The sequence below is a fragment of the Thiobacillus denitrificans ATCC 25259 genome, assembly GCF_000012745.1.
GTDB classification, from domain to species: Bacteria; Pseudomonadota; Gammaproteobacteria; order Burkholderiales; family Thiobacillaceae; genus Thiobacillus; species Thiobacillus denitrificans_B.
Map to the genome: position 1 here is coordinate 2,126,936 of NC_007404.1, position 23,335 is coordinate 2,150,270.

Annotated in this window: 24 protein-coding genes; 12 read left to right on the plus strand and 12 right to left on the minus strand. The window is 68.6% G+C overall.

Translation table 11 applies throughout. The features are described from left to right. Positions 1-26: 26 nt before the first annotated feature. The 8 genes from TBD_RS10220 to aat all read right to left on the minus strand — a co-directional run bounded on the left by TBD_RS10220 (position 27) and on the right by aat (position 4,810). The gene (locus TBD_RS10220; protein ID WP_011312548.1) at positions 27-494 is read right to left on the minus strand and encodes a universal stress protein; all 468 of its coding nucleotides are present in this window, start codon (positions 492-494) and stop codon (positions 27-29) included. Between the two features lie 130 nt (positions 495-624). Then, positions 625-891 carry a hypothetical protein gene (locus TBD_RS10225; RefSeq protein ID WP_148203043.1) on the minus strand — a complete coding sequence of 89 codons (267 nt, stop codon included), beginning with the start codon at positions 889-891 and terminating at the stop codon, positions 625-627. 9 nt (positions 892-900) lie between these two features. Continuing rightward, complete coding sequence (locus tag TBD_RS10230; protein WP_011312550.1) at positions 901-1,107, minus strand: YMGG-like glycine zipper-containing protein; 207 nt, start codon at positions 1,105-1,107, stop codon at positions 901-903. 152 nt (positions 1,108-1,259) lie between these two features. Beyond that, positions 1,260-1,763 (minus strand): dihydrofolate reductase, encoded by a 504-nt coding sequence (locus tag TBD_RS10235; protein ID WP_011312551.1) that lies wholly within the window; start codon positions 1,761-1,763, stop codon positions 1,260-1,262. Next, a complete protein-coding gene (locus TBD_RS10240; RefSeq protein ID WP_011312552.1) occupies positions 1,760-2,554 on the minus strand; it encodes a thymidylate synthase in 795 nt (264 codons plus the stop codon). Before TBD_RS10240 ends, TBD_RS10235 begins: the two co-directional genes overlap by 4 nt. Beyond that, entirely contained in the window at positions 2,551-3,405 is an 855-nt protein-coding gene (locus TBD_RS10245) for a hypothetical protein (protein WP_011312553.1), read from the minus strand. Before TBD_RS10245 ends, TBD_RS10240 begins: the two co-directional genes overlap by 4 nt. Next, positions 3,402-4,124: an arginyltransferase gene (locus TBD_RS10250; protein ID WP_011312554.1), complete on the minus strand. Its 723-nt coding sequence runs from the start codon at positions 4,122-4,124 to the stop codon at positions 3,402-3,404. The genes TBD_RS10245 and TBD_RS10250 overlap by 4 nt, the downstream gene beginning before the upstream one ends. Continuing rightward, complete coding sequence (gene aat / locus TBD_RS10255; protein WP_011312555.1) at positions 4,124-4,810, minus strand: leucyl/phenylalanyl-tRNA--protein transferase; 687 nt, start codon at positions 4,808-4,810, stop codon at positions 4,124-4,126. Before aat ends, TBD_RS10250 begins: the two co-directional genes overlap by 1 nt. A gap of 420 nt (positions 4,811-5,230) precedes the next feature. Between aat and TBD_RS10260 the strand changes: the two genes are divergently transcribed. The 12 genes from TBD_RS10260 to panD all read left to right on the plus strand — a co-directional run bounded on the left by TBD_RS10260 (position 5,231) and on the right by panD (position 15,706). Continuing rightward, positions 5,231-7,735, plus strand: coding sequence for a heavy metal translocating P-type ATPase (locus TBD_RS10260; RefSeq protein WP_011312556.1), 2,505 nt, complete (start codon positions 5,231-5,233; stop codon positions 7,733-7,735). Between the two features lies 1 nt (position 7,736). Further along, positions 7,737-7,940 (plus strand): cbb3-type cytochrome oxidase assembly protein CcoS, encoded by a 204-nt coding sequence (gene ccoS, locus TBD_RS10265; protein ID WP_011312557.1) that lies wholly within the window; start codon positions 7,737-7,739, stop codon positions 7,938-7,940. A 22-nt stretch (positions 7,941-7,962) separates the two neighbouring features. After that, entirely contained in the window at positions 7,963-8,586 is a 624-nt protein-coding gene (locus TBD_RS10270) for a DsbA family protein (RefSeq protein WP_011312558.1), read from the plus strand. 87 nt (positions 8,587-8,673) lie between these two features. Continuing rightward, the gene (locus TBD_RS10275; RefSeq protein ID WP_011312559.1) at positions 8,674-9,333 is read left to right on the plus strand and encodes a peptidylprolyl isomerase; all 660 of its coding nucleotides are present in this window, start codon (positions 8,674-8,676) and stop codon (positions 9,331-9,333) included. A 128-nt stretch (positions 9,334-9,461) separates the two neighbouring features. Beyond that, positions 9,462-10,268, plus strand: a complete 807-nt coding sequence (locus TBD_RS10280; RefSeq protein ID WP_238376521.1) for a FecCD family ABC transporter permease — start codon at positions 9,462-9,464, stop codon at positions 10,266-10,268. After that, positions 10,265-10,984: an ABC transporter ATP-binding protein gene (locus TBD_RS10285; RefSeq protein WP_041432690.1), complete on the plus strand. Its 720-nt coding sequence runs from the start codon at positions 10,265-10,267 to the stop codon at positions 10,982-10,984. The genes TBD_RS10280 and TBD_RS10285 overlap by 4 nt, the downstream gene beginning before the upstream one ends. A gap of 90 nt (positions 10,985-11,074) precedes the next feature. Then, on the plus strand, positions 11,075-12,463 hold the full coding sequence (gene pcnB / locus TBD_RS10290; protein WP_011312562.1) for a polynucleotide adenylyltransferase PcnB: 1,389 nt from the start codon (positions 11,075-11,077) through the stop codon (positions 12,461-12,463). Next, positions 12,460-12,966, plus strand: coding sequence for a 2-amino-4-hydroxy-6-hydroxymethyldihydropteridine diphosphokinase (gene folK / locus TBD_RS10295; RefSeq protein ID WP_011312563.1), 507 nt, complete (start codon positions 12,460-12,462; stop codon positions 12,964-12,966). Before pcnB ends, folK begins: the two co-directional genes overlap by 4 nt. After that, positions 12,963-13,604 (plus strand): deoxynucleoside kinase, encoded by a 642-nt coding sequence (locus TBD_RS10300; protein ID WP_011312564.1) that lies wholly within the window; start codon positions 12,963-12,965, stop codon positions 13,602-13,604. Before folK ends, TBD_RS10300 begins: the two co-directional genes overlap by 4 nt. Position 13,605: 1 nt before the next feature. Beyond that, positions 13,606-14,394 (plus strand): 3-methyl-2-oxobutanoate hydroxymethyltransferase, encoded by a 789-nt coding sequence (gene panB / locus TBD_RS10305; protein WP_011312565.1) that lies wholly within the window; start codon positions 13,606-13,608, stop codon positions 14,392-14,394. After that, positions 14,394-15,245: a pantoate--beta-alanine ligase gene (panC, locus tag TBD_RS10310; RefSeq protein WP_011312566.1), complete on the plus strand. Its 852-nt coding sequence runs from the start codon at positions 14,394-14,396 to the stop codon at positions 15,243-15,245. Before panB ends, panC begins: the two co-directional genes overlap by 1 nt. A gap of 80 nt (positions 15,246-15,325) precedes the next feature. Continuing rightward, positions 15,326-15,706 (plus strand): aspartate 1-decarboxylase, encoded by a 381-nt coding sequence (gene panD, locus TBD_RS10315; RefSeq protein WP_011312567.1) that lies wholly within the window; start codon positions 15,326-15,328, stop codon positions 15,704-15,706. 3 nt (positions 15,707-15,709) lie between these two features. Here panD and TBD_RS10320 read toward each other — a convergent pair whose 3' ends face one another. Genes TBD_RS10320 through malQ form a run of 4 tightly spaced genes read right to left on the minus strand, consistent with a single transcriptional unit; the run spans position 15,710 to position 23,335 of the window. Then, positions 15,710-18,223 carry a glycogen/starch/alpha-glucan phosphorylase gene (locus TBD_RS10320; RefSeq protein ID WP_011312568.1) on the minus strand — a complete coding sequence of 838 codons (2,514 nt, stop codon included), beginning with the start codon at positions 18,221-18,223 and terminating at the stop codon, positions 15,710-15,712. Then, a complete protein-coding gene (glgA, locus tag TBD_RS10325; RefSeq protein ID WP_011312569.1) occupies positions 18,216-19,712 on the minus strand; it encodes a glycogen synthase GlgA in 1,497 nt (498 codons plus the stop codon). Before glgA ends, TBD_RS10320 begins: the two co-directional genes overlap by 8 nt. Before the next feature lie 42 nt (positions 19,713-19,754). Further along, a complete protein-coding gene (gene glgB, locus TBD_RS10330; protein WP_011312570.1) occupies positions 19,755-21,977 on the minus strand; it encodes a 1,4-alpha-glucan branching protein GlgB in 2,223 nt (740 codons plus the stop codon). Continuing rightward, entirely contained in the window at positions 21,965-23,335 is a 1,371-nt protein-coding gene (malQ, locus tag TBD_RS10335; RefSeq protein WP_011312571.1) for a 4-alpha-glucanotransferase, read from the minus strand. Before malQ ends, glgB begins: the two co-directional genes overlap by 13 nt.

Here is a 23,335-nt window from a genome sequence, read left to right on the forward strand (position 1 = left end):
CCGAGCCCCGGTCAGCCTACCCCGGATCAGTCTGCTACCGCGCCAGGGGGCGCAGGCACCAGCAACACCGGCACCGGCGATAAACGCGCGATCTGCTCGGCCGCGCTGCCGAGCACAAGGCGCTGGAAACCGCGCCGGCCGTGCGTCCCGAGCACCACGAGATCGGCCGGCCAGCGGGCCGCCTCCTTGACGATCGCTTCTTCCACGCGCTGCACCGGGGTTTCGGTCTCGATCACTGCGGCCTCCGCGTCGAATCCGGCCTGGCGAACCGTGTCGAGCGCGGCGGCGACGATTCTTTCGCCGACGCCGTGGCGCGCTGCCGTGAGCGCTTCGACATCGACCGCGAGTTCCGGACCGAGCGTGAGCCAGCTCATGTCGATCACGTGAACGACGCGCAGGCGCGCCGCGAGGCCTTGCGCCAGCGCGATCGCTTGTTGCAAGGCGTGGCGCGAGGTGTCGCTGTCGTCGACTGCAACCAGGATGTTCGAATACATGGGCCCTTTTCTCCTTTTCGCCTGAAAACGCTATGTCCCGGCCCGCCGAGCGGTCTTGCAGGCCGTCGCCTCAAAAAAAAACGGGGTCGCCGCCCCGTTTTCTTCGTTGCCGTCGCCCACGGCCGACGCCTCAGTTGGCCGGCGTCGTCGTGCGCAGCCTGGCCTTGATCGGATCGCCGACCTTGTACCCCTCGAGCGTTTCGCGCGACGCCTGAAACTCGTGCACGGTGCCGTCGATCGCCCGTATTCTGAGCTTGCCCTGCTCGAGGTCGACCTCGGCGACCTGGCCCTCGATCGTCTGCGGCGTCGCCACGCCGGTCTCCTCGGCCAGCACCTGTGCAGCGGGCAGCATCAGGCTCAGCGCCAAAGCTCCCATAAACAGTTTCCCGTTCTTCATGGCCGTCTCTTACTTGGTGATGTCGTAGATCGCGCCGGCCGCGGCGCCGACGCCGGTGCCGATCAGCGCGCCCTTTTTCGCGCCATAACCCGTGCCCGCCCCGATCGCCGCGCCGGCGCCAGCGCCGACCGCCGCGCCCGTCGCGGTACCGCAGGCAGACGAACTCAGGGCAAGGGCCAATACCCCGGCCGCTGCGATCGCTTTCATAGTGTTCATCGGTGCGCCCTCCGTAGATCGGGTCCCCACGTCGCAAGGAACGGCGTCGAACCGCCGGGCCTTGTATGTTTTTCTAGTCGATGCGACGCGGCCTGTCAAAGCGGCTTGGCGCAAGCGCAGCGGGGGGCTGCCCGTGTTCCGCCCCTCGGCCGTCAGCGGCGTTCGTACACGACGAAGTCGAAGCGCAGCACGTCGCCTTTCTCGCCCACGTGCGAGGCGCGCGAGATTTCGCGGAACGCCGCCCGGTCGAACTCGGGAAACCAGGCATCGCCCTCGGGCTCGGCGTCGACTTCGGTCAGATACAGGCGATCGGCGAGCGGAATCGCCTGCGCATAGAGCTCGGCGCCGCCGATGAAGAAGATTTCGTCGGCGCCCTGGCATAGCGCGATCGCCGCCGGCATCGACGCCGCGACGAGGCAGCCGTCGGGCCGGTAGTCGGCGTTGCGGGTGATGACGACGTTGGTGCGCCGCGGCAAGGGCCGCCCGAGCGACTCGAAGGTCTTGCGCCCCATCAGGACGGGATGGTCGAGCGTCAGCGCCTTGAAGTGGGCGAGGTCTTCGGGCAGACGCCACGGCAGCCGGTTCTCGATGCCGATGACGCGATTCTTTGCCAGCGCGGCGATGACGCTCACGCGCGGCTGCCCCGTCCCGCTCATACCGCGACCGGCGCCTTGATCGCCGGGTGCGGGTCGTAGCCGCCGAGCGTGAAATCCTCGAAGCGAAAGCCGAAGATGTCGGTCACGTCGGGATTGAGCGTCATCGTGGGCAGCGGGCGCGGTTCGCGGGAAAGCTGCTCGCGCGCCTGCTCCAAGTGGTTCACGTAGAGGTGGGCGTCACCGAGCGTATGTACGAAGTCACCCGGCTTCAGGCCCGTCACCTGCGCCATCATCAGTGTCAGCAGCGCGTAGGAGGCGATGTTGAACGGCACGCCGAGGAAGATGTCGGCGCTGCGCTGGTAGAGCTGGCAACTCAACCTGCCTTCGGCAACGTAGAACTGGAAGAACGCGTGGCAGGGCGCCAGCGCCATCCTGTCGAGGTCGGCAACGTTCCACGCCGAGACGATGATGCGGCGCGAATCGGGGTTGGTCCTGAGCGTCTTCACGGCCTCGGCGATCTGGTCGATCACCCCGCCGTCGGCTTTAGGCCACGAACGCCACTGATGGCCGTAGACCGGGCCGAGATCGCCGTTCTCGTCGGCCCACTCGTCCCAGATCGAGACGCCGTTTTCCTTCAGATAGCGGATGTTCGTGTCGCCCTGGAGAAACCATAGCAGTTCGTGAACGATCGAGCGCAGGTGACATTTCTTGGTCGTGACGAGCGGAAAGCCCGCGGCAAGGTCGTAGCGCGTCTGCCAGCCGAAGACCGACAGGGTGCCGGTGCCGGTGCGGTCGTCTTTGCGTGTGCCGTGCTCAAGCACGTGGCGCATCAGGTCGAGATAGGGTTTCATGGAGAACCTGGATTGGGGTTGGCGGAGGCGGCCTGGATCGACCCGCCGGCGACCGCCGGTACGGCGGGCGGTGCGCCGTCGAAAAACCCGGCGAGGCGCGTCGCGGGCGACTGTCCATAGACGTTCCAGAACGCGATTTCGAAATCCTCGTCATTCTGCACGGACAGCACCAGTTCGCGAAAGCGGCTTTCGTCCTGCGCCTTGAGCCAGCCGACGAGCATCATCGACTGGCGATAGAAGCCGTAGGGATCGAGGCCGGCGGCCGCAGCGCGATGCCGCCTGTCGCGCGTGTCGCGCGCGCCGACTTCGATGCGGCGGCCCGCCCCGATTGCAGCGCGGACCTGCGCGTCGCTCGCGTATTCGGCGCCGCCACCGTGGGCGGTCAACGACGCCCAGCCTTCGTGGAACCAGACGGGCACGGTGCTGTGGTAGTAGCCGATGCGCTGGCCGAGATGGAGATGCGCGAGTTCATGGGTCAGGAGCCCGGCGAGCCGGTGCTTTTCGCGGCCATCGAGCTTGGGCGAGAGGAAGAGGCGGTTGTCGGGAACGACGGCCGCCGAGAGCTTCGGCGTCAGCACGTAACGCCCGAAGCAGGCCTCGCTGCCGCAGACGTGGACGCGCAGGGCGCGGGCGAAGCGCCGGTAGTGAGCCGCCTCGACTGCCGCGACCGCGGCCGGCAGAGCCGCCGCCACGCGCGCGCCGTAGGCCTCGAAGCCAGGCTCGACCCAGACGCGCGCATCGGCCTCCGACTGCACGAAGCCCTCGATCGGCGCCCGCGCACGCGGATCGCTGACGGTCAGGGCACAGCCTTGCAGCACGGCAAGCACGCCGGCCAGGACGGCGGTTCTCACGCCTCGAGGGCCTGCCAGCTGCCGTCGACCAAGCCCTGCAGCGGCGGATACTGTTTCTTGTACGCCATCTTGCGGCTCTCGCCGATCCAGTAGCCGAGGTAGAGATAGGGCAGGTCGAGGCGCTTTGCGAGTTCGATCTGCCACAGCACGCCGTAGACGCCGAGGCTGTCCTGCTCGCGCGCCGGATCGAAAAAGGTGTAGACCGCCGACAGGCCATCGTCGACCTGGTCGATGACCGCGACCATCACCACCGCGTCGCCGTCGCGGAATTCGACGAGCACCGAATCGACGTTGGACGACAGCAGGAACTGGGTGTATTGCTCGGGGCCGTCGCGGTCCATGCCGCCGCCGGCATGGCGGCTGCCGAGATAGGCGCGGTAGAGCGCGTAATGCTCGTCCTTGAAATCGAGCGGCAGGAAGCGCGCGGCGAGCCCGCGATTACGCTTGAGACAGCGGCGCTGGGTGCGATTGGGAACGAAACCCGAAACGTCGACACGGACAGGCACGCAGGCCTGGCAGCCTTCGCAATTGGGCCGGTAGGTGAACTGGCCGCTACGCCGGAAGCCGGCGCGGATCAGCGCGCCGTAGGCATGATGGTCGATCAGGTGGGTCGGCGTGGCGACCTGCGAACGGGCGAGCCGGCCCGGGAGGTAACTGCAGTCGTATTGCGCGGTCAGGTAGAACTGGATGCGCTGAAAAGGCGGTTCGGTCGGGTGCATCAGCTGTCAAACGTCCAGGGCCCGGGCAGATGCGGCAAGTTTACCAATTCGGCCAGCCGCGCTGTGAAGTCGGCGCGCGGAATCGGACGCGCGCCCATGCTGGCGAGGTGCGGCGTTTCCATCTGGCAGTCGATCAGGCCAAATCCCCAGCGCTCGAGCTGCCTCGCGAGCCGGACCAGCGCGACTTTCGACGCATCGGGCTCGCGGCTGAACATCGACTCGCCGTAGAACATGCGGCCGATCGCGACGCCGTAGAGCCCGCCGACGAGCCGGCCGTCGCGCCAGGTCTCGATCGAATGCGCGTAGCCCGCGTCGAACAGGCGACCGTAGGCGGCGATCATCGGCGCCGAGATCCAGGTCCCCCACGCGCCTTCGCGCGGCGCCCCGCAGGCGCGCATCACCTCGATGAACGCGCTGTCGACACGCAGTTCGAAACCGGCGTTGCGCAGCCGCTTGGCGAGCGAGCGGGTGACGCGGATCTCGGCGGGCGGCAGCACCATGCGCGGATCGGGGCTCCACCACTGGATCGGCTCGCGCGGGTTGAACCAGGGAAAGATGCCGTGGCGATAGGCGTCGAGCAGTCGCTCTTGCGAGAGGTCTCCGCCGATCGCCAGCAGCCCGTTCGGGTCGACCAGCGCGGTCTCCACGGGCGGGAAATACGACGCGTTCGTGAAGGGCTCCTTCATGCCGTCATGGTAGCGGAATCGTGTTCGCTCGAAATCCGCTTGCCACGTCAGGATAAGTTAATTATGATATGCGCATCTTCAATGCTGCTATCTGGCGGAAGCTTGAACGGATGGCGAGGCCCCGACGGCTCGCTTTTATAATCGCCCGTTTAAGCGTGAGGAAACGCCTGCGAGGCGAACCTCACCCGGCAACCTGCGGCAGCGAAGAATGGCGATAGCAAATGCAACGTGTAAACCCACCCCAGTGACGCCAGGGTCAAAAGCCTGGGCGTCCGGTTCGCCGGCCGGGACATCTACCCCCTGCCCCAGGGTTCCGGCAACCGATTTCAGCGCTGCAAACGAGTTGTGCTCGACGCCAGCGACCGGTCCGACCTCTCTCCCGGGCCTGTCGTGCTCCAGCGTCCTCCTGCGGGGCGATTCGTGAGTTCTTCTCCTTTACTCACGGACGCCCCGGTTTTTTCGGAGGGCTGCTTCCATTGCGGCCTCCCGGTTCCCGCCGGTGCCCGCTACCCGATCGAATTCGAAGGCCAGACCAAGGACGCGTGCTGCCGCGGCTGTCAGGCGGTCGCGCAGACGATCATCGACAGCGGCCAGAGCGCGTACTACCACCACCGCACGGCGCTGCCGGCAACCGCGCGCGAAGCCGAGGCCGAACTCGCCCAGCTCGGGCTCTACGACCTGCCCGAAATCCAGGAAAGCTTCGTGCGGGTGGAGGCCGAAAACGTCCGCGAAGCCGCGCTGATCCTCGAAAACATCGTCTGCGCGGCGTGCATCTGGCTCAACGAGCGCCACATTGCAGCACTGCCAGGCGTGCTCTCGGTCGAGATCAACTATGCGACGCGGCGCGCGCGCGTGCGCTGGGACAACAGCCGCATCCAGCTCTCGGCGATCCTCAAGGCCGTGTCCGACATCGGCTACATCGCCCACCCCTTCGACCCCGGCCGCTCCGACGACCTCTACAAGCGCGAACGCAACACCGCGATCAAGCGGCTCGCGATCGCCGGCCTCGGCATGATGCAGGTCATGATGTACGCCTTGCCGACCTACACGGCGACCGACATGACCGAGGACATCCGCCTCCTGATGCGCTGGGCGAGCCTGGTCCTCACGATTCCGGTCGTCGTCTATTCGGCCTGGCCCTTCTTCATCGGCGCCTGGCGCGACCTCAAGCGCAGGGCGCTCGGCATGGACGTGCCGGTCGCGCTCGGCGTCGGCACGGCCTTCGTCGCCAGCGTCTACAGCACTTTCTCGAGCGAGGGCGAGGTCTATTACGACTCGGTCACGATGTTCATCTTCCTGCTGCTGACCGGCCGCTTCCTCGAAATGAACGCGCGCCGACGCGCCGGCGCCGCGGTCGAGGAACTGGTCAAGCTGATTCCGGCAGCGACGACGCGGCTGCCGGCCTGGCCGGCGCGTGACGAGGAGAAGGTGCCGGTGGCACGGCTCACGGTCGGCGACCACGTACTGGTCCGTCCGGGCGAGACGCTGCCGGCCGACGGCGTCGTCGTCGAGGGCGAGAGCGCCGTCAGCGAGGCGATGCTGACCGGCGAATCGCAGCCGATCGCCAAGCGGGTCGACGCGAAGGTCGTCGGCGGCAGCCTCAACGAGGCGAGCCCGCTCGTCGTGCGCGTCGAGAAGCTCGGCGCCGACACCCGGCTCGCGTCGATCGTCCGCCTGCTCGACCGCGCGCAGAGCGAGAAGCCGCGCATCGGCCAGCTCGCCGACCGCGCCGCCGGCTGGTTCGTCGGCCTCCTGCTCGTGATCACGGCGGCGGTCGGCCTCGCCTGGTACGCGATCGACCCGTCGAAGGTGCTGTGGATCGTGGTCTCGATCCTCGTCGTCACCTGCCCCTGCGCGCTGGGCCTCGCGACCCCGGCCGCGCTCACCACCGCGACCGGCCGCCTGACGCGCCTCGGCCTGCTGACGACGCGCGGCCATGCACTCGAGACGCTGGCGCGCGCCACCGACCTCGTGCTCGACAAAACCGGCACGCTGACCCACGGCAGCCTGAGCGTCGCGCGCGTGGTCACGCTGGGCCACCGCACCGAAGCCGAGGTGCGCGGGCTGGCGGCCGCGCTCGAGGCGGGCTCCGAGCATCCGATCTCGCGCGCGCTGCGTGAAGGCGCCGACGCCGGGCTGCGCGCCGACGCGATCCGCAACACGCCAGGGCGCGGCGTCGAGGGAACGGTCGCCGGGCGCGCCTACCGCCTCGGCTCTCCGCGCTTCACCGCAGAGAGCGACACGCCCCCGCGTCCGCCCGCCACCGACACGGGCGAGCACCCTAACGGGCATGAAAGCTGGGTCGCGCTGGCCGAAGACGGCGCGCTGATCGCGTGGTTCGCGCTCGCCGACACCCCGCGCGCCGACGCGGCAACCGCGCTTGCGGCCTTGCAGGCACAGGGCTTGCACCTGCATCTGGTGTCCGGCGACGCCGAGCCCGCGGTGAAAGCCCTCGCGCAGGCGCTCGGCATCACCAGCTGGCGCGCCGGCGCGCTGCCCGAAGACAAGCTCGCCTACGTCAAGGCCTTGCAGCAGCAGGGGCGCATCGTCGCCATGGTCGGCGACGGCATCAACGACGCGCCGGTGCTGGCCGGCGCCGAAATATCGATCGCGATGGGCGAAGGCGCGGACGTCGCGCAGGCCGCGGCCGACATGGTGATGCTCGGCAGCCGGCTGACGACGCTGTCCGAAGGCGTCGCGCTCGCCCGCAAGACGCAACGCATCATTCGCGAGAATCTCGGCTGGGCGCTGGGCTACAACCTGATCGCGATTCCCGCGGCCGCACTCGGCTACGTCACACCGTGGATCGCCGGCATCGGCATGTCGGCAAGCTCGCTGCTCGTCGTGTTGAACGCCTTGCGGCTGTCGGACTTCAAGCAGTCGACCGCGGACGCCCCGCGCGCCGCCGAAGCTGCACTACGCTGACATGGATATCCTGATCCTGCTCATTCCGCTGAGTCTCATCCTTGTCGGCGTCATCGCCTGGGTCATGCTGTGGGCAGCAAAAAGCGGCCAGTTCGACGACCTCGAAGGCCCAGCGCACAGCGTGATCATGGACGACGACAATCCGCGTGCGCCCGCCCCGCCTCCGCCCGGCGACGGCCCCGGGCGGGACGCGCCGAAATCCTGACCCGCCGACCCAAGGGCCCCGCATGAACTCGCCGATCCTCTGGTATTTCGCCGACCCGATGTGCTCGTGGTGCTGGGGGTTTTCGCCCGTAATCGAGGCGCTGCGCGAACGCTACGGCGCGCGCCTGCGCGTCGCGCTCGTGCTCGGCGGCTTGCGGCCCGGCGAGCGCGCGGCGCTCAGCGCGGCGGCCCGCGAAGACATCCTGCATCACTGGCATGCGGTCGCCGAACGGACCGGCCAGCCTTTCCGCTTCGACGGCGCGCTCGCGCCGGGTTTCGTTTACGACACCGAGCCCGCGAGCCGCGCGGTCGTCGCGGTCGGCGCGCTCGCACCCGGCCAGATCTTCGCGATGTTCAAGGCGATCCAGCACGCGTTTTACGCCGAGGGACGCGACGTGACGCAGCCCGACGTGCTCGCCGCGCTCGCCGCCGGCTGCGGCATCGACACCCCGCGCTTCCAACCGGCCTTCGACAGCGACGACGCACGTGCGAAAACGCGCGCGCATTTCCGCCAGGCGCGCGCCGCCGGCGTGCACGGGTTTCCGGCCTTGATCCTGCAGCAGGACGATCGGCTGACCCGCGTCGGCGAGGGCTGCCAGCCTCGCGAGACGGTCGAGCGCGCGATCGACGCCTGTCTCAGCGCATGAGCCGCGGACTGCGCGATTTCCCATCCCTTTTTGTTCGCCCCCGCTCACCCGTAGAATGCACGCGTTCCCCTCGCCCGGAGTGTTCCGATGAACCGCCTGTCCCGCTTCTTCTCCCCCCTCTTCGTCGTCGCGCTGATGCTCGGCATGTCGGGCTGCGGCGCCAGCGAGCCCGGCAAGCAGAACGTCTCGACCGCACCGGCGGCAGGGCAGCCCGCCAACCCGCGCGTGCTGATCGAAACCTCGAAAGGCAACATCACGGTCGAACTCTTCGCCGCCAACGCCCCGCGGTCGACCGCCAATTTCCTCGACTACGTCGGGCAGGGTTTCTACGACGGCACGATCTTCCACCGCGTGATTCCGGGTTTCATGATCCAGGGCGGCGGCATGACGGCGGACATGAATGAAAAACCCAACGGCGAGCCGATCCCGAACGAGGCCGACAACGGCCTCAAGAACCTGCGCGGGACGCTTGCGATGGCGCGCACCGGCGACCCACACTCGGCGACCTCGCAGTTCTTCATCAACGTCGTCGACAACGCGCTGCTCAACCACCGCGGCAAGAGCGTCCAGGGCTGGGGGTATGCGGTCTTCGGCCAGGTCGTCGACGGCATGGACGTCGTCGACGCGATCGTCGCGGTGCCACGCGGCCCCTGGGGACCGCACGACGACGTCCCGGTCGAGCCGGTCGTGATGCGGCGCGTGAGCCTGTTGCCGCCAGCCGCGTCGGCAGCAGCCGGCAAGCCATAAGACCCGCGCTGTCGGCCTCGGCGAGGCTGCTGCTGCTCGGTTTCGCGGCGTTCGCCGCGCTCGCGCTCGGCCTGACCGCCGGCGCGCTGCCCGACGACAGGGAGCTCGCGGTCGAGATCCTGACCGCGCTGCGCGGACCGCGCGTCGCCGCGGCCTTCGCCTGCGGCGGCCTGCTCGCGCTCGCCGGGGCGCTGATGCAGACGCTGTTTCGCAACCCGCTCGCCGAGCCTTACCTGCTCGGCGTTTCCGGCGGCGCCGGGCTGCTCGCGCTGCTCGGCATGGCAGCCGGGCTCGCCTGGCCCTGGATCTCGCTGCTCGCCTTCGCCGGCAGCTTGCTCGCGCTCGCGCTCGCGGCCGCGCTCGGCGGGCGACTGCTCGCACGCGATCACACCCCCTTGCTGCTCGCCGGCGTGATGCTCGCCGCAGGCTTCGGCGCGCTGATCGCCCTCGTGCTCTCCGTAGCGCCGGCCGAACGCCTCCCCGGCATGCTGTTCTTCCTGATGGGCGACCTCGCCTGGGTGGGCTACCCAGCACTGCTGTGGGCCGTGCTCGCGCTCGCGCTCGCCGTTGCGCTGGCGCTGGCGGCGCGGCTCGACGTGCTGCAGCTCGCGCCGCTCAAGGCGGCTTCGCTCGGGGTCGCCGTCGCGCCGACGCGGTGGACCCTGTTCGCGCTCGCCGGCGCCTGCACCGCGCTCGTCGTCGCACAGGCCGGCAGCATCGGCTTCGTCGGCCTGATGGTCCCGCATGCGCTCCGGCGTCTCGGCTTTTCCGGCCACCGGCTCCTGCTTCCGGCAGCGGCGCTCGGCGGCGGCAGTCTGCTGGTGCTCGCGGACGCGCTGGCGCGCACCCTGATCGCGCCGCGGGAGTTGCCCGTCGGGGTGCTCACGGCCTTGCTCGGCGTCCCCCTCATGTTGTGGCTGCTGCGCAAGCCGTGAGCCTCGCCGCGCACGCGCTCGGCCTGCAGGTGAACGGCCGCAGCCTCGTCGACGCACTCGAACTCACGCTCGAGCCCGGCGAAGTCGTCGGCATCCTCGGCGCCAACGGCGCGGGCAAGTCGACGCTGCTGAACGTACTGGGCGGCCTCAGGGCGCCTGAATCCGGCACGGTCACGCTCGACGGCCAGCCGCTCGGCGCGCTGTCGCCGCTTGCGCGGGCGCGGCACATCGGCCTCCTGCCGCAGGGCGACGAAGCCGGCTTCTTCGGCGGCGTCGCCGACTTCGTCGCGCTCGGCCGTCACCCTTTCGGCCGCGACCGATTCGACCTCGCACCGCTGCTGCACGAATGGGAACTCGACGCCTTCGCGCGGCGGCCGCTGGACAGCCTGTCCGGCGGCGAGCGCCAGCGCGCACGCCTCGCACAACTCGCGGTGCAGGCGCCGCGCGTCGCGCTGCTCGACGAGCCGCTGACGCATCTCGACCCGGCGCACCAGGCGCGCCTGCTCGCCTGGGTACGCGCCGAGGCCGACGCGGGCCGCAGCGTCGCGCTGACACTGCACGATCCGAACTGGGCAGCGTGCCATTGCGATCGGCTGCTGTTCCTGTATGGGGACGGGCGTTGGCGGCTCGGCGCGACCGCCGACCTGCTCACCCCGGCGTCGCTCGAGACCCTTTACGGGCCGGCGACCGCGGCCTTGTGGCGCCGCGGTGCCTGAACGCGCGGGCGCGCCATCGCCCGCGCCGGCCGCACCGCACCCAGCCTGTATAATCGGCCCTCTGCTCGACTCCGCTGCTTCGCGCCCTCAATGATCCGCCGCATCATCAACAAAGTATTTGGCCGCACCTCGCGCGCCTCACGCAGCGAGGCGAAAATCCTGCCTCTGAAAATGCACGGCATCCGGCGCGAACAGCTCGACGATTGCGCCCTCAAGGTGTGCGAAACCCTGGCCCAGGCGGGGTTCAAAGGCTACCTGGTCGGCGGCGCGGTGCGCGATCTCCTGCTCGGCGGCACGCCGAAGGACTTCGACGTCGCGACCGACGCGACGCCGGAAGAGGTGCGCCGGCTGTTCCGCCGCTCGCGCATCATCGGCCGCCGCTTCCAGATCGTGCACGTCATGTGCGGGCGCGAGACGATCGAAGTCACGACCTTCCGCGCCAACGGCCAGAAGGAGGCCGAAGACGAAGACGCGCACGGCGACGATGCGCCGGCTGCGTCGAGGCGCCTGACCGACGAGCACGGGCGCCTGCTGTCGGACAACGTGTTCGGCAGCATGGCGGACGACGCGGCGCGCCGCGACTTCACGATCAACGCGCTCTACTACGACCCCGCGCGCGAAGAGGTGCACGACTATTTCGGCGGCGTCGGCGACTGCAAGAAGCGGGTGCTGCGCATGATCGGGGATCCCGAGACGCGCTACCGCGAAGACCCGGTTCGCATGCTGCGCGCCGCACGCTTTGCGGCCAAGCTCGACTTCCACATCGATCCCGAGACGCGCAAGCCGGTCGCCACGCTGGCCCCCCTGCTCGCCAACATCCCGCGTGCGCGCATCTTCGACGAGGCGCTCAAACTGTTGCTCTCGGGCCACGCGCTGCGCGGCGTCCACCAGTTACGCGCCGAGGGGCTGCACCACGGCATGCTGCCGCTGCTCGACACCATACTCGACGACACGACCGGCGAGCGTTTCATCACCGCGGCGCTGAAGAGCACCGACGCGCGCATCCAGTCCGACCGCCCGTCGTCGCCGGCCTTCCTGTTCGGGACCCTGTTGTGGCCCCAGGTCGTCAAGCGCTGGAAAGCGCTCGAAGCGGCCGGCGAAAAACCGCAGCCGGCCTTGTTCGTCGCGATGGACGAGGTGCTCGACGCGCAGCGCGGCCAGCTCGCCATCCCGCGCCGCTACGACGGCATGATGAAGGAAATCTGGGCGCTGCAGCCGCGCTTCGAGCAGCGCGGCGGGCAGCGGCCGTTCCGCCTGCTCGAACATCCGCGCTTCCGCGCCGCCTACGACTTCCTGCTGCTGCGCGCCGAAGCGGGCGAGGTCCCGAGCGAGCTCGGGGAATGGTGGACGCGCTTCCAGGAGGTCGACGACGACGCACGCGCCGGAATGCTCCTCGCCGACACGGCCGCCAAGCCGCGGCGGCGCCGCAAGCGCAGGAAGCCCGGCGAGGAAGGCGCGCGCGAGACGCAACCGGCATGAAGGTCGTCGCCACCATCGGCCTCGGCGCCAACCTCAACGACCCGGCGGCACAGGTCGAATATGCGCTGGCCGAGCTCGACCGCCTGCCCGCGACGCGCCTGCTTGCGCGCTCCAGCCTGTACGCCTCGTCCCCGGTCGGCTACGTCGACCAGCCCGACTTCATCAACGCCGTGGCGCAGGTCGAAACCGGCCTCGCACCGCGCGCGCTGCTCGCCGCGCTGCTCGACATCGAACAACGCCACGGGCGCGAGCGCAGTTTCCGCAACGCGCCGCGCACGCTCGACCTCGACCTGCTGCTATACGGCAGCGCACGCTTCCACGAAGACGGCCTGACGCTGCCACATCCGCGCATGCACGAACGCGCGTTCGTGCTCCTGCCACTGCTCGAAATCGCCGCACAGACCGTGATTCCCGGACGCGGGCCGGCGGAGGACTGGCTTGCCGCAGCGAGCGGGCAGAACGTCGCCCTGCTTCCCCCTTCCCCTGCCGCCGCTCACGCATGACGTCATCCCGCTACCGTTACATCGTCGTCGAAGGCCCGATCGGCGCCGGCAAGACCAGTCTCACGCACAAGCTGGCCGAACGTCTCGGCGCCGACCTGCTGCTCGAGAACGCGGGCGACAACCCTTTCCTGCCGCGCTTCTATCAGGAACCGCGCCGTTACGCGCTGCCGACGCAGCTGCATTTCCTGTTCGACCGCTCGCGCCAGTTGCGTGATCTTGGCCAGGGCGACCTGTTCCGCAGCGGAACGGTGTCGGACTTCCTGATCGACAAGGACATGCTGTTCGCGCGCCTGAATCTCGACGACGACGAGTTCGAGCTCTACCAGAAGGTCTACGCCGACCTCGCGCCGCAGGCGGCGACGCCCGATCTCGTGATCTACCTGCAGGCGCCGACGGAGACGCTGCACGAGCGCGTCCGTCGCCGCGGGATCGATTTCGAGCGCGGCATGGACGCGGCGTATCTGGAGCGGCTCGCCAACAGCTACAGCGAATTCTTCCATCGCTACGACGCGGCGCCGCTTCTGATCGTCAACACCAGCCACCTCAACTTCGCGCAGAACGAGGCCGATTTCGAGCTGCTGCTCGAACGCATGAACAAGATGCGCGGACCGCGCGAGTTCTTCAGCCGGGCCGCGTGACATGCCGGTGACGCTCTCGACGCTAAAAGCGCTGCGGCAGAAGGGCGAGAAGATCGCCGTGCTCACGTGCTACGACGCGAGCTTCGCGCGCGTGTTCGACGCCGCCGGCGTCGACGTCCTGCTCGTCGGCGATTCGCTCGGCATGGTGATCCAGGGCCACGCCTCGACGCTGCCCGTCAAACTGGCCGAAATGGCGTATCACACGCGCTGCGTCGCGGCCGGAACGACGCGCGCCTTCATCGTCGCCGACCTGCCTTTCGGCAGCTACCAGCCGTCGCCGGAGCGCGCCTACACGGCGGCCGCGCGCCTGATGGCGGCCGGCGCGCACATGATCAAGCTCGAAGGCGGTGCGGTCATGGTCGACACGGTCGCGTTTCTTGCCGCGCGCGGCATTCCGGTGTGCGCCCACCTCGGGCTTCTGCCGCAGTCGGTCAACCAGCTCGGCGGCTACCGGGTGCAGGGGCGCGAGGACGGCGACGCCGCACAGCTCGTCGCCGACGCCCGCGCGCTCGAGGCAGCCGGTGCGGGACTGATCGTGCTCGAAATGGTGCCTGCGGCGCTGGCGAAGACCGTCACCGCGGCGCTGTCGATGCCAACCATCGGCATCGGGGCCGGTGCCGACTGCGCGGGACAGGTCCTCGTGTCCTACGACATGCTCGGCCTCTATCCGCGCGCGCCGAAGTTCTCGAAGAATTTTCTCGCCGGCGCCGGCAGCGTCGACGCCGCCGTGCGCGCCTACGTCGCGGCAGTCAAGGACGGCAGCTTCCCCGCCGCCGAACACGCGTTCTGATGCAGGTCGTCCATACCGTCGCCGACCTGCGCGCGGCGCTTTCGGAAGCGGACCGCAGCGCATTCGTGCCGACGATGGGCAACCTCCACGCCGGCCACGTCTCGCTCGTCGAACTCGCGAAGCGGCACGGCGGCCCGGTCGTCGCGAGCATCTTCGTCAACCCGCTGCAGTTCGGCGCCGGCGAGGACTTCGAACGCTATCCGCGCACGCTCGCCGCCGACTGCGACAAACTCGCCGAAGCGGGCTGCGACCTCGTCTTCGCGCCGGACACGAGCGCGCTCTATCCGGTCGCGCAGACGTTCAGGGTCGACGTTCCCGCCGCGCTCGCCGAGGATCTCTGCGGCGCGTTTCGACCCGGACACTTCGCTGGCGTGGCGACCGTCGTGCTCAAGCTCTTCAATCTGGTTCGCCCGCAGGTCGCGGTGTTCGGCCGCAAGGATTACCAGCAGCTCCTGGTCGTCCGGGAAATGGTGCGGCAGTTCAACCTGCCGATCGACATCGTGGCCGGGGCGACGCTGCGCGACCCCGACGGCCTCGCGATGAGCTCGCGCAACGGCTATCTGAGCGCCGCCGAACGCGCGCAGGCACCGCAACTGCAGCGCGAACTCGCCGCGATCGTCGCTGCGATCGACGGTGGCGCACGGAATTTCGCCGCCCTCGCGGCGGCCGCGCGGCAGCGTCTGACGGGCGCCGGATGGCGCGTCGACTATGTCGAAATCCGGGACGCAGAAAGTCTGAAGACCGCGACGCAGGAGACCGAGGCGCTGGTCGTGCTCGCGGCAGCCTGGCTCGGGCAGACCCGCCTCATCGACAACCTCGAAGTCACGTCCGCAGCCGGCATCGCCGCCTGAGCGTCACAGGCGCCGCCCTTTGGCCCCTTCCCCCCGAAGGGTATAATGTCGCTCCTTTTTGTGATTGTGAGGGCACCGTCATGCAAAGAACGATGCTCAAGTCCAAGCTGCATCGCGCGACCGTCACGCATTCCGAGCTGCATTACGAAGGCTCGTGCGCCATCGACGAGTCGCTGCTCGAAGCGGCCAATATCCACGAGTACGAGCAGATCCAGATCTACAACGTCAGCAACGGCGAGCGCTTCACCACCTATGCCATCCGCGCGGCGCGCGGGTCGGGCGTCATCTCGGTGAACGGCGCCGCGGCGCACAAGGCGAATCCCGGCGACCTCGTCATCATCGCCACCTATGCGACGTACAACGAACTCGAGATGGCGCGCTACGCGCCCGAACTCGTCTACGTCGACGCCGCCAACGCCATCGTCGACACGCGCCAGACGATCCCGGTCCAGGCTGCCTAGGACTTATACGGCGGTGCCGGCGCTCGCGTGCCGCCCTTCCGCCGCGAACGGCTTCAGCTTCCAGATATCCGCGTTGTATTCCTGCATCGTGCGGTCGGTCGAGAAAAATCCGCTCGACGCCGTATTGAGAATGCTCATCCGCGCCCAGCGCGCCGGATCCTGCCAGGCCTGCGCGACGCGTTCCTGCGCGTCGACGTAGCTACGGAAATCAGCGAGCACCATCCAAGGGTCCTGCGGACTCAGCAGCGCATCGACGATGTCGTCGAAGATGCCGGGCTCGCACAGGTTGAAGTGACCCGACGCGAGCAGGTCGATGACGGCGCGCAGCGCGGGATCCTTGTCGACGTAGGCCTGCGGCTGATAGTGCGGACGCAGGGCCTCGACCTCGTCGGCACGCAGGCCGAACAGGAAGAAATTCTCGGCGCCGACCGCTTCGAGGATCTCGATGTTCGCGCCGTCGTAGGTGCCGATCGTCACCGCGCCGTTCATCATGAACTTCATGTTGCCGGTGCCCGAGGCCTCCTTGCCGGCGGTGGAAATCTGCTCCGACAGATCGGTCGCCGGGGCGATGATTTCCATGCTGCTGACACGGTAGTTGGGCAGGAAGGCGACGTGGAGGCGGCCATTGATGTCGGGATCGCTGTTGACGACCTCGGCGACGCTGTTGACGAGCTTGATGATGCGCTTGGCCATGGCGTAGCCCGGCGCGGCCTTGCCGCCGATCAGCACGCAGCGGTCGGCCCAGCCGTCGAGCTCCCCATGGTTGAGCCGGTTGTACAGGTGGACGATGTGCAGCACGTTGAGGAGCTGGCGCTTGTATTCGTGGATGCGCTTGACCTGGACGTCAAACAGCGCGTCGGGATTGAAATCGACGCCGCACTCGGCCTTGACGAGCGCCGCGAGCCGTTCCTTGTTGGCACGCTTGACGGCCCGCCACTCGGCCTGCAGCGCGGGCTCGTCGGCCGCGGCCTTGAGCTTCTCAAGCTGCGCGAGCTCGGCGATCCAGCCCTCGCCGATGCGCGCGCTGACGAGCTTGCCGAGCCCCGGGTTGGCGTGGGCGAGCCAGCGGCGCGGCGTGACACCGTTGGTCTTGTTGTTGAACTTGTCGGGCCACAGCTCGACGAAGTCGCGGAACAGCCCCTCCTGCAGCAGGCGCGAGTGCAGCGCGGCGACGCCGTTGACCGAGAAGCTGCCGACGATCGCGAGCCAGGCCATGCGCACCTGCCGCACCGGTTCCTCTTCGATGATCGACATGCGCCGGCGGCGCTCCATGTCGCCGGGCCACTTGACCGCGACCTCGCGCAGGAAGCGCGCGTTGATCTCGTAGATGATCTCGAGCGGGCGCGGAAGCAGCCGCTCGAACAGCTCGACCGGCCAGCGCTCGAGCGCTTCGGGCAGGAGCGTATGGTTGGTGTAGGCCATGCACTGCGAGGTGATCGCCCAGGCCTCGTCCCACTGCATGCCCATGATGTCGAGCAGCAGACGCATCAGCTCGGCGACCGCGATCGTCGGGTGGGTGTCGTTCATCTGGAACACGTTGTGTTCCGCGAACTTCGATAAATCGCTGTTGCCTGCGACGCGCCACTGCCGCAGCGCGTCCTGCAGGCTCGCCGACGCGAGGAAATATTGCTGACGCAGGCGCAGCTCCTTGCCGTTCTCGCTCGCGTCGTTCGGGTAGAGCACCATCGAGATGTGCTCGGCGAGGTTCTTCGCCGCGACGGCTTCCGAATAACTGCCGGCGTTGAATTCGTCGAGGTCGAAAGCGTCGGTTGCCGCCGCCTTCCACAGCCGCAGCGTGTTGACGACGCGGTTGCGGTAGCCCGAGATCGGCATGTCGAACGGCACCGCGAGCACGTCGCTGGTATCGGCCCAGCGCGCGCGGTGGATGCCGGCCTTGTCGTGATAGTGCTCGGTGTGGCCGCCGAACTGGACGCGGCAGGTGAATTCGGAGCGCTCGACTTCCCAGGGGTTGCCGTCGCGCAGCCAGTTGTCGGGATCCTCGACCTGGTAGCCGTTTTCGATGTGCTGGTGGAACATGCCGTACTGGTAGTGCAGGCCGTAGCCCATGACCGGCAGGTTGAGCGTCGCGCAGCTGTCCATGAAGCAGGCCGCGAGCCGTCCGAGGCCGCCGTTACCGAGTCCGGCGTCGGGCTCGAGTTCGGCGATGTCCTCGAGGGTCTGGCCGAAGTTGTGCAGGGCCTCGCGCGATTCCGCGTCGAGCCCGAGGTTGAGCACGTGATTGGCGAGTGCGCGCCCGATCAGGAACTCGAGCGATAGATAGTAGGCGCGGCGCCGGCCCGGCCGGTCGCGGGTCGTGTAGGTGTTCATCCAGTCCGACATCAGGCGGTCGCGCAGCGCCCAGGCGAGCGCCTTGTAGGTGTAGATCGGCGGACAGGAGGGCAGGCGCCCGAGATGGTAGAACTGGTAGCGCTCGAGGTCCTGCGTGAGGACCCGGCCGCTCGTCGGCAGCGGCTCGAGCGCGAGCAGGGGAACGAAATCGGCATTCGGCTCAGACATCGGGTTCTCCGGCGGAATCGGCCGCGTAGAGCGCGAGGTAGTGGCCGGCGCTTTCCCGCCAGTCGAAGGACAGGCGCATTCCGGTCTGCTGCACGCGGCGCCACAGCGAGGGCTGACGGTAGAGGGCAAGCGCGCGGCGGACCGCGTCGACGAAATGCGCCACGTCCGGCGTGTCGAAGACGAAGCCATTCGCGCTGCCGTCCGCCAGGCTCGCTTCGTTGGTGTCGACGATGGTGTCGGCGAGGCCGCCCGTCTTGAACACGATCGGCAAGGTGCCGTAACGCAGGCTGTACATCTGGTTCAGGCCGCAGGGTTCGAAGCGCGACGGCATCAGGAACATGTCGGCGCCGGCCTCGATCTGGTGCGCCAGCGCCTCGTCGTAGCCGATCTCGACGAAGACGCGCGTCGGGTGCTGGCGGGCCAGCCGGGTGAGCCTCTGCTCGTAGGCGGCCTGGCCGCTGCCGAGCAACACGAAACGCGCATCGGTTTCGGCGAGCAGCAGCGGCATCGCCGCGAGCACCCAGTCGATGCCCTTCTGCTCGACGAGGCGGCCGACCAGGCCGACGAGCGGCGCCTGCAGCGCGGCTTCGTCGGCCGCCGGCAGAAAACGTTCGAGCAGCGCCTGCTTGTCGCGCCGCTTGCCCGGCAGAATGCGTCCCGCGGTGTAGCGCGCGCGTAGATGCGGGTCGTCAGCCGGGTCCCAGGTCGCGCTATCGATGCCGTTGAGAATTCCGTGCAGCTTGTGGCGGCGCGAGCGCAGCAGGCCGTCGAGTCCGTAGCCGAAGGCCGGCGTGCAGATTTCCTCGGCATAGGTCGGGCTTACGGTGGTGACCGCGTCGGCGTAGACGATGCCCGCCTTCAGCATCGAAAAGCCGCCGTGAAACTCGACGCCCTCGTGCGACCACCAATGCGCCGGCAGTTGCAGGCGCAGGAAGTCGCCGTGCGGGAAGTGGCCGCCGTAGGCGAGGTTGTGGATCGTGAACACCGTCCGCGGACGTGCCGGCAGGTCGGCGAGGAAAGCCGGCACGAGTCCGGTCTGCCAGTCGTGGGTGTGCACGACGTCCGGCAGCCAGCCGGCCTCGTGGGCATCCTGTGCGAGCAGCGCGGCGACGCGCGCGAACACCGCGAAACGCTCGGCATTGTCGGGCCAGTCATAGCCCGTGACGTCGACGTAAGGATTGCCCGGGCGATCGAACAGCGGCGGGCAATCGACGATCCACAGCGGGAAATCGAACCCCGGATGACGCGTCTCGAGCACGCGCGCGGCGACCGGCCCCTCCGCCCCGCGCACGTCGAACCAGGCGACTATCCGCACCTGGTCGAGCTGGCGCAGGAGCGTACGATAGCCGGGCAGCAGGAGTCGGACGCCGACGCCGAGGCCGTGCAAGGCCTGGGGAAGTCCGTGCAGGACGTCGCCGAGTCCGCCCGTCTTGACCAGGGGAAAGGCCTCGCTCGCGACGAACAGCACCTTCATTGCTCCGCGTTTCATTGTTATTTCCCGTCGTTCTTGTCGAATCCATCTGCGTCCCCTTCAGGGACAGGGCTTGAGGAAAATCGCCCCGAGCGGCGGCAGCGTCACTTCGATCGACTGCCCGAAGCCCATCCAAGGCACGGCGGCGGGATACAAGGGCTTGCCGTTGCCGAGGTTGCTGCCGCCGTAGTACATCGAATCGCTGTTCAGCACCTCGCACCACGCGCCCGCGCGGGGCACGCCGATGCGATAGCCGTGCCGCGGCACCGGCGTGAAATTGAGCAGGACGACGATCGGCGGCGCGCCGTCGGGTCCCTCGCGGACGAGGCTCAGCACCGACTGGTCGGCGTCGTGACAGTCGATCCAGCGGAAGCCGCGCGGGTCGAAATCCCAGAAGTGCAGCGCCGCCTCGTCGCGGTAGAGCCGGTTGAGGTCGCGCAGCAGCGCGCGGATGCCGTCGTGCTCGGGAAAGCCGAGCAGGACCCAGTCGAGCTGTCCCGCTTCGCGCCACTCGTTCCACTGGCCGAATTCGCCGCCCATGAAGAGCAGCTTCTTGCCCGGATGCGCATACTGCCAGGCGTAGAGCAGACGCAGATTGGCGAAGCGCTGCCAGCGGTCGCCCGGCATCTTGTCGAGCAGGCTTTTCTTCAGGTGCACGACCTCGTCGTGCGACAGCGGCAGCACGAAATTCTCGCTCCACGCGTACATCTGGCTGAAGGTCAGCTGGTTATGCTGATACTTGCGGTAGACCGGCTCCTTCTCGATGTAGTCGAGCGTGTCGTTCATCCACCCCATGTTCCATTTCATCGAGAAGCCGAGGCCGCCGAGCTCGATCGGCCGCGACACCGCCGGCCACGCCGTCGACTCCTCAGCGATCGTGATCGCCCCCGGAAAACGCGCGTGGACCTCGGCGTTGACCTCGTGCAGGAAATGGATCGCCTCGAGGTTCTCGCGTCCGCCGTGCTGGTTCGGCAGCCATTCGCCGTGGCGCCGCGAATAGTCGAGGTAGAGCATCGACGCGACCGCATCGACCCTGAGACCGTCGATGTGAAACTCCTCGAGCCAGTAGAGCGCATTGGCGACGAGGAAATTGCGCACCTCATTGCGGCCGAAATCGAAGACCAGCGTGCCCCAGTCCTGATGCTCGCCGCGGCGCGGGTCGGCATGTTCATAGAGCGGCTCGCCGGTGAAGCGGGCGAGCGCGAAATCGTCCTTGGGGAAATGCCCCGGCACCCAGTCGAGCAGCACGCCGAGCCCGGCCTGGTGGCACGCGTCGACGAAGGCGCGCAGGTCGTCGGGCGAGCCGAAGCGCGCCGTCGCTGCGTAGTAACCCGAGACCTGGTAGCCCCACGAGGCGTCGAACGGATGCTCGGCGACCGGCAGCAATTCGATGTGGGTGTAGCCCAGATCGCGCACATAGGGAATCAGCTCGGCCGTGAGTTCGCGCCAGCTGTAGAAGCTGCCGTCGGCGCGGCGGCGCCACGAACCGGGATGGACTTCGTAGACGCTCATCGGCCGGTGCTGCCAGTCGAAGCGCGTGCGCGCGGCAAGCCACTCGGCGTCGCCCCAGGCGTAGGGGCGCTCGTCGGGCACGCGGCTGGTCGTTTCGGGGCGCAGGAACATCTGCCGCGCGTAGGGATCGGTCTTGGTCACGCGCTCGCCGTGGCGGCCGAGGATTTCGTATTTGTAGGCGTGCCCCGCCTCCAGCCCGGGGATGAACAGCTCCCAGACCCCCGAGACGCCGCGACAGCGCATCGGATGGCGCCGGCCGTCCCAGTCGTTGAAGTCGCCGACGACGCTGACGCGCAGCACGGCCGGCGCCCACACCGCGAACAGACAGCCGGTGACGCCGTCGACGGTCTTCACGCGCGCACCGAGCACCTTCCAGATCTCGAAATGGCGACCCTCGCCGAACAGATACAAATCCATCTCGCCGAGTTGCGGCGCGAAGCTGTAGGGCGAGCGCAGGCGCTGCCAGGCGCCGCTGCGCTTGTCCTGCCAGGTCAGCAGCGGATGCGCTTCGAGCGCCGTCCCGGGCGGCAATAGACGCTCGAAACAATCGGTGCCGGGCACGCGCGTCATGCGCACGCCGGCGACTTCGACCGCCTCGGCGGCGGGCAGGAAGGCGCGGACGAGCTTGCTGCCGTCGGGCTGGACGTGCACGCCGAGCACCTCGAAGGGATCGTGGTGCAGGCCGGCCTGCAGACGCTGGATCGGCGCGCTCGGCGCGAGCGCCACGGACGCTTCACTGCCGGCCTGCGTGGCCTCGACTAGCTTGCGCATCGATCGACCGCCTGGAGTTGTTCGCGCAGGCGCGCGGCGAGACCGTCGGGCAGCGCGTCCCAGCCGAAGCGCCAGGTCCAGTTGCCCTGCTCGCGGCCCGGCGTGTTCATGCGCGCCGAATTGTCGAGCCGCAGCACATCCTGCATCGGCAGCACGGAGAGCGCGGCCGCGCTGCCGAGCACGGTCGCGATCATCGCGTCGAGCACCGCGCCGGCCTCGTCGACGCCGAGCCGCGCGACCACCTGCGCGCGGGCGTCGTCCGGCAAGGACATCCACCATCCCAGCGTCGTGTCGTTGTCGTGCGTGCCGGTGTAGTAGACCGTGTCGGGATGCACGTTCTCGGGTTTGTGCGGGTTGTCAGTGTGGGCATCGAAGGCGAATTGCAACACGGCCATGCCGGGAAGGCCAAATTGATGGCGCAAGGCGATGACGTCGGGCGTGATGGTGCCGAGGTCTTCGGCGACCAGCGGCAGGCCCGCATCGTCGCGCCCGCCGCCTCGCTCGCCCGCCATCTCGTCGCGCATCGCCTGCAGTAGCGCCGCCCCCGGCGCCGGGCGCCATTCGCCGTGCACCGCGGTCGGCTCGCTCGCCGGCACGGCCCAGGCGGCCGCGAGCCCGCGGAAATGATCGATGCGCACGAGATCGAACCATTCGAAATGGTCGCGCAGCCGCGCACGCCACCAGGCGAAGCCGTCGGCCTGCATCGCGTCCCAGTCGTAGTGGGGGTTGCCCCAGCGCTGCCCGGTCTCGGAAAAATAATCGGGCGGCACACCTGCGACGACGGTCGGATGACCGACGCCGTCGAGCAGGAAGAGGTGGCGCTGCGCCCAGACGTCGGCGCTGTCGTGCGCGACGAAGATCGGCATGTCACCGAACAGCCGGATGCCGCGCGCCGCAGCCGCGGCGCGAATCTTCCGCCCGGCCTGCGCGGCGCGGTACTGGTCATGCATGACCGTGCGCAGGGCGTCGGCGTGCGCACGCTCGAATTCGGCGAGCGCCGCCGGCTCGCGGTCGCGCAGCGGCGGCGGCCAGTCGGTCCACGCGGCACCGCCCTGCGCCGCCTTGATCACCGTGAAGCGCGCATAGTCGTCGATCCAGTGACGCTGCCGGTGGTGCCATTCCTCGAAGCCGGCGGGGTCGGCGGTGTCGCCCGGAAAAAGCGCGGGATCGACCGCGAAAGCCGAAGCGCACTGGTAAGGCGACAGGCCGGTCAGCGGCAGGCCAAGCGGCAGCATCTGCCAGACGCCGAACCCGGCATCGTGCAGGAAATCCAGCCAGCGCTCGGCGTCCGCGAAGGTGCCCGAAGGCAGCGAGGTCGGATGCAGCAGGATGCCGGCGCGGCGCTCGGAAAAGTTCAT